A 6366-nucleotide genomic window follows, 5' to 3' on the forward strand; every position below is an offset into this window, starting at 1 on the left:
GCGGCAAAGGTGACAGTCGCCTGACTGTCACCCGCTGTGGCGGTGCCTATGGTTGGCGCATCCGGTGCTGTCGAGCCATCCACCAGCACAGAGGCAGTACTGGCGACATTGTTTAATGTCAGATTCATATTATTGCCAGCAGTGTCTTTTAAGGTACCGCTGTTAGCATCAATTACACCGGCAACAGTAACACCGTTGGCATCAATATCCCCGCTTTGCACCGTGTAACGGAAGGTTAACGACGGTGACGCAGAGCCGGAAATATAGTCGGCATAACGGGTGCTGGCGCCAACCGTCAGTGCAATGCGCGGCGTGCCGCCGCTTGTGTCGACGACCACATCGCTGGCAGCAGCGATATTCACAACAAAATCCAGGTTTTGCCCCACAACATAGGTGCCGTTGGCCGGTACGCTAACGCTGGCGACAACAGGTGCGGCATTGTCCACACCTGCATTGCTGGTATCGGCAGTTGTGGTGGTATTGCCAGCATTATCGGTTGCTGTAACCGATACATTGCGTGTAGTGGCTTCTATTGCACCGGCGACGACAGTGTACGTAGCTGTCCATGTGCCCGAGCTATTGGTCGCAGCAACCGCTGCACCTCCGCCAAACTGAGAAAAATCTACTGTTACACTGCTGATGGTATCGCTATTGTTATCCCCTGCTGCAGTATTGTTCCAGGCAGTGGTTATGGTATCGCCGATAATATAGGTGCCACCAGAACCAGAGCCACCTGAAATACTGATTCGTGCATCAGTAACTATGGGAGCCTGGTTGTCGACTGTAGCATTACTGGTATCGGCGGTTGTGGTATTTCCTGCTGAATTGGTTGCAGTCACGCTGACATTGCGACTGGTGGTATCAATGGCACCCGAAGTAATGGTGTAAGTTGCGGTGTAAGTACTGCTGTTATTAGTTGCAGTCACCGCAGCACCGCCACCAAACTGGGAGAAATCAACAGTTACGCCAGTAATACCGCTGTTGTTATCGCCGCCTGCGGTGTTATTCCAGGTTGCAGTAACCGTATCACCAATTTTGTAAGCACCACCGGTGCCAGATGCACCGGAAATACTGATACGCCCATCAGTTACATTAGGCAGTGGTGCTAACGCCCCAGTAATAGAAAAGGAGCGGAACTCAAAGAAAGGTTTGGTAGCCGACCCGCTGGTTGTATCAAACACCAGCTTAAAGGCTTTTAGTTTTACCCCGGAAAAATTTGTTAGTTGCCCAGCCGCAAATGTGAAGGTTTCATCAGGAGTTCCACTTCCAGTAATAATGCTGGAGGTAATAGTGCTGTTGTCCGGCTTGATCCCAATCACCTGCACATTAGTGAATTGACCACCCAATCCAGAAGCTTCTCCCGCCACTAATCCGGTTAACTCAAAGCTACCAGTATCAACCCCATCTGCAGCGAGGTAGAAATAGGTCCCGATCGTGGATGTGTTGTAGCCAGTCTGCACATAAGCAGGGAAAGGAGATGCGTAGAAGATACTGAGGTTGGAAATTGCACTGCCACCACTGTCCTTCGCGGTAAGAATAAAGTCGGTGTGGGTCAGATTGCTGTTGTTATCTACCCAACCGGTTTGAAATGTTTTGGTTCCGTTTGAAGCCACTAACACACTGGAGAAATCCTTCAGGGATTTTTCTGAAAATGCCAGACGGGACTCAACATTGCCGCGTTTAACTTCCAGCTCCCAATCGCCATTAAGCACAGGATTACCGGTTAAATTATTCGATGCCGCCACATCCAAACCGGTTTTATTGCTGATGATCTCCAGCAACTGTTCACCCGCCGTATTTGCGGCTAATTCACATCCGTAAAACAATAAGTCGCCGCCTTCGCGTACTGCACCATGCAAAGCTGCAAAGGCGTGCACTTCCTGCTGGATAGTGTCGGCAGTAATACGCGAATTACCGAGCAAAATGGTTCCAGCTTCCGCATGAGAAACAATATGAATGGCGGCAAGGTTGTGATACCCCTTCAGCGCAGCAATCAGCTGTGGTAAGCCAGCAGAGTCAGGCGAAATCTCGACCATGGCTACACCAGGCTTAAGTCCCCGGCGTAAAACAGCCTGGTCAGCCACATTGATACCGCCATCCACCACCACCAGTTCACGCACGGCTTCGCCCGTCTGAATGTCGAGCTGCTCAGCAGCCAGATCAACCAAATCACGCGGTAACGCGGCGTCCGCCAAGTCGATGTTTCCGGGTTGAGCGGCACTCAGGTAAGAACGCTGGTAGCTCGGTGTCGGCGGAGGCCCGGCATAAATGCCCAGCGGAAATAATAAAGACGATAATCCGGTCAGTAAGGCTTGTTTCATTCTGTATGGCTTCCGGCAGAAGGAGTCGGTGTTGTTCTTTTTCCGGCGATAATATTGGCTGCTGTGCCAGCCTGGTCCTGCCAGAAATCCATTTGTTGGTATTTGACGAATAAATCGGGAGGCAGGATGCTACGCCTGCTGGTAAAGCTGACTTTCTTTTTCACGCTGTGCAGCCCCTTGACACCTAAATTCTGGTCAAACTCGTTTTCTTCATACGCCACGTTGTCAAAGTCATGTTTGAATGGCGTTTCACCGAGAAAACGATAAATAAGTTCCAGTGTGCGTTCCGGATGCAGACAGAGCAGTTCGTAATCCACCAATAACAGGCGGTCTGAAAACTCCCCGTAATAGGCTTCTTTTAAAGCAGTCCAGGCAGCACCTACTGCGCCCCCTGCAGCAATCAACGACTCACATCTGCTGTACACCGTTTGGCGGGTTGCCGGACTGAACATCCGGCTATAGTCAAATGGGTTCTTGCGATAAATTGTCTCAAAACTGTCCATAATCCAGGCTGGATTGCGCACACAACAGATCACTTTAAAATCATCAACCAGCTCCACCAGTTGGTGCATTCTGGCTGTCCAGTTCCGGTTGGTATCAAAGATCAGTGCTTTGTCATTGTGTTGATAATAGGCGTCAAACACGGCGCTACAGATTGCTTTGCGTTTTGCGTCATCAAAAAAACTATAAGACTCGCTGGCGGCGCCCATTTGTTCAAGTAAACCATTAATAAGCCCGGCTACCGGGCTACTCATGGCAGCATGAAAACGGGGGTTTTGCCTGAGGATCCCAGCCAGCAGCGTAGAACCTGAGCGGGGTAAGCCAGAGATAAAGTGCACGCGTTTAGACATCAGAAAGCTTTTTGTTGTAATTTTGGGCAATTGTCTGTGATAAGTGCTGATGCTGCAAGCAGTATATTCAGCCGGCGTTCACTTCTCTGGTGGGCAGTGCTCTTTTGCTAAAATGTTTAACTTCGCAATATCAGCACGGTGCCTGCAACCGTAAGCAAGGCTCCTAACCATGCGCCCCAGGCGGGGCTGCGTTTGTATACCAGCCACAGTAGCGGTAGCACCACTACCGGGCTGACAGAGGATAAAATGGCTACCATGCCGGCATCACCAAAGCGCAGTGCGTATAGCAGCAAGGTCATGCCCAGTACCATCGACAGCGAGGCATTTGCCAGCACCAGTAAAAACACTTTCTTTGTCATTGGCAGGTAAGCACGGGCCACTTTTAGCCCCAGCATAAAAATCAGCTGGTGCAATACAAAGGCCGTTGTCATACGCACGGCGCTGGCGGCTACGGCGTCGATATCGGTCTCCATTACCGGTTTTAGCATTAAGGTAGCAACTGCCTGACACAAGGCTGACAGCAGCCCCAGCGCGATACCGCTTTTCAGCTGGCTGTGGTTGGCTTCCCACGCATGCTGCTCTGCTTTGCGTTTACCAAACAAAATCGCCACCATTACGCCGCTTACCAGCAGGCTGCTGCCGACTAAGGTCCAGCCCCATTGGGTTTCGCCTAAAAACAGATATGCCAGAATGACTGAAAACAGCGAATGGGTAGCAAACAGCACACCGGCACGGCGTGGGCCCAGCCGGTTCATCGAGGCAAATAGTGCGGTATCGCCGATAAAGATGCCTATAAAGCCGGACAGCACCAGCACCGACGTGCTGCTGAGGGTCAGGCTGGCCCAGCCGCCCGTGCTAAAGGCTATACACCATAGCAGGCTGCCGGCACACAGCATACGCCAGCGGGTAAAGTAAAACGCGCCTAAATGGGTAGAGGCCTGAGCCGACATTAAACTGCCCAGCGCCCAACAACAGGCTGCGGCAAGTGCAAGATACTCGTAAGACACAGAATATGCGCCAACAGAAAAGGTGGCGCATTATAACGGCTTTTAGCGCACCAGATGCAAAAAGTGCATATGCTTTTCGTATTGGTCAAGAATATTGCTGATTAACTGATCCTGCGTCCAACCCATAATGTCGTAATCCTGGCCGCCCTCACGCAAATGCACTTCCGCACGGTAGTATTGCAGCGCATCGTGCTGGGCTTTTTGCGTATCGCGCATTACAAAGGCCGGTGCGGTATGAGCAACCAGATGCACTGAATAGAAGAAATCCACTTCAGTCCCGTGATACACCTCCAGCCAGCTGCGGTCCGGCTCTTGCCGTACTTCAGCACTAAGCTGTTGCTTACGCAGCTCGGCGGCTACTTCCTGCATTGCCGGCAGCACGGTTTGCTGCATATAGTGTTCGACTTCCTGCTGCTTCGGGAAGTGCACCAGCGTTTGCAAGCGCTTTTGCCACGGCACCGGCGCTTTGGGGGATTTAGGCATTACCATCGCTTCGCGCAGGCTGACGCGTTTTACCACTTCTATCCGCAGTGCCCGCAGCAGGCCCCAGCACATCAGCAGCATAATCAGCGTAAACGGTAGTGCACTGGCGATAGTCGCGGTTTGTAAAGACGCCAGTCCACCACTCAGTAACAGTGTTGCTGCGACAGCTCCTTCGGCCAGCGCCCAAAAAATGCGCTGCCATACTGGCGACTCGTCTTCGCCGTCAGAAGTCAGCATATCGATCACTAGCGAGCCGGAGTCGGATGAGGTAACAAAGAAAGTGATCACCAGAATAGTCGCCAGTAACGAGGTAATGCTGGCCAGAGGCAGATGCTCGAAAAACTGAAACAACGCCACCGCAGTATCAGCCGATACTGCACCAGCTAGCTCAGTGTAGCCGTCCAGCATAATCATATGCAGTGCAGTGTTGCCAAAGAACGTCATCCACATAAAGGTAAAGCCAACCGGCACCAGCAGTACCCCTATAACAAACTCGCGGATGGTGCGGCCACGCGATACCCGCGCGATAAACATACCAACAAAGGGTGCCCAGGCAATCCACCAGCCCCAGTAAAACAGCGTCCAGCCGCCTAACCAACTGGTGGGCTCGTACGCATACTGGTTAAAAGTCATATGCACCAGTTCAGATAAATAGCTGCCAGTGTTTTGCACAAAGGTTTGCAGCAAGTACACCGTTGGCCCGGCTATTAATACAAACAGCAACAAGGCTACTGCCAACAACAGGTTAAGCTCTGACACGCGGCGGATGCCGCCGTCCAGCCCCATCACCACCGATGTAGTTGCAATCAGTGTTATCACCGTGATCAGCACCACCTGCACAGTAATCGTTTGCGGCACATCAAACAGGTAATTCAGCCCGGCGTTAACCTGTAACACGCCAAACCCCAGCGATGTCGCTACACCAAACAAGGTACCCAGCACAGCAAAGGTATCTACCGCATGACCGGCCGGGCCATAAATGCGCTCGCCTATCAGCGGATACAATGCCGAGCGGATCGACAGCGGCAGGTTATGACGAAAGGCAAAGTACGCCAGCGACAGCGCGACCACGGCATAGATGGCCCAGGCGTGCATACCCCAATGGAAAAAGGTTATTTTCATCGCCTGACGTGCTGCATCGAGGCTTTGTGGATCGCCGACCGGCGGGCTGGCGTAGTGCATCACCGGTTCGGCTACGCCAAAGAACATCAGGCCAATGCCCATACCGGCTGAAAACAGCATGGCAAACCAGGAACTGTAGCTGTAGTCGGGCACACTGTGATCAGGCCCCAGTTTAATACGGCCAAAATCAGACAGCGCCAGGATCACGACAAACAGCAGAAACAAGCCGACCGCCAGAATATAAAACCAACCGGCGTTTTGCAGGATCCAGCTCTGCACGGTGCTAAATATCGCATTGGTACTTTCACTGAACATTACCGCACAAATTACCAGCAGCAATGCCAGCCCGGCTGAGCTGAAAAACACATAAGGATTTATACGCACGTTTTTGTTATTAAACCGACTGTGTGGTTGCATAAAACAAGGTATCCGTCAGACGTAGATTAAAAGTAGTAACCGACATTAATATTAAAACGCCGCTCGGTGTCGTTACTGTTGGCCGCCATGCTGCTGCCAATAAACGGCTGGTTACGGGCATGTACCAAATCGAAATAGGTAAACAGGCCACCGGCTGCTACTGAA

At 51.8% G+C, this 6366-nt stretch carries 4 protein-coding genes; all 4 read right to left on the minus strand.

Features of this window, described 5'->3' with window-relative positions; translation table 11 throughout:
* Positions 1 to 2321, minus strand: a 2321-nt coding sequence (locus VIN66_RS02275; RefSeq protein ID WP_331922485.1) for a DUF4347 domain-containing protein, incomplete at its 3' end; no start/stop codon positions are given.
* Positions 2318 to 3172, minus strand: a complete 855-nt coding sequence (locus VIN66_RS02280) for a sulfotransferase (protein WP_331922486.1) — start codon at positions 3170 to 3172, stop codon at positions 2318 to 2320. The genes VIN66_RS02275 and VIN66_RS02280, both read right to left, overlap by 4 nt.
* Before the next feature lie 116 nt (positions 3173 to 3288).
* Entirely contained in the window at positions 3289 to 4122 is an 834-nt protein-coding gene (locus VIN66_RS02285; protein ID WP_414709852.1) for a DMT family transporter, read from the minus strand.
* 99 nt (positions 4123 to 4221) lie between these two features.
* Entirely contained in the window at positions 4222 to 6201 is a 1980-nt protein-coding gene (locus VIN66_RS02290) for a choline BCCT transporter BetT (RefSeq protein ID WP_331922488.1), read from the minus strand.
* Positions 6202 to 6366: the final 165 nt, after the last annotated feature.

The organism is Rheinheimera sp., from assembly GCF_036568245.1.
In the GTDB taxonomy this organism is placed as follows: Bacteria; Pseudomonadota; Gammaproteobacteria; order Enterobacterales; family Alteromonadaceae; genus Alishewanella.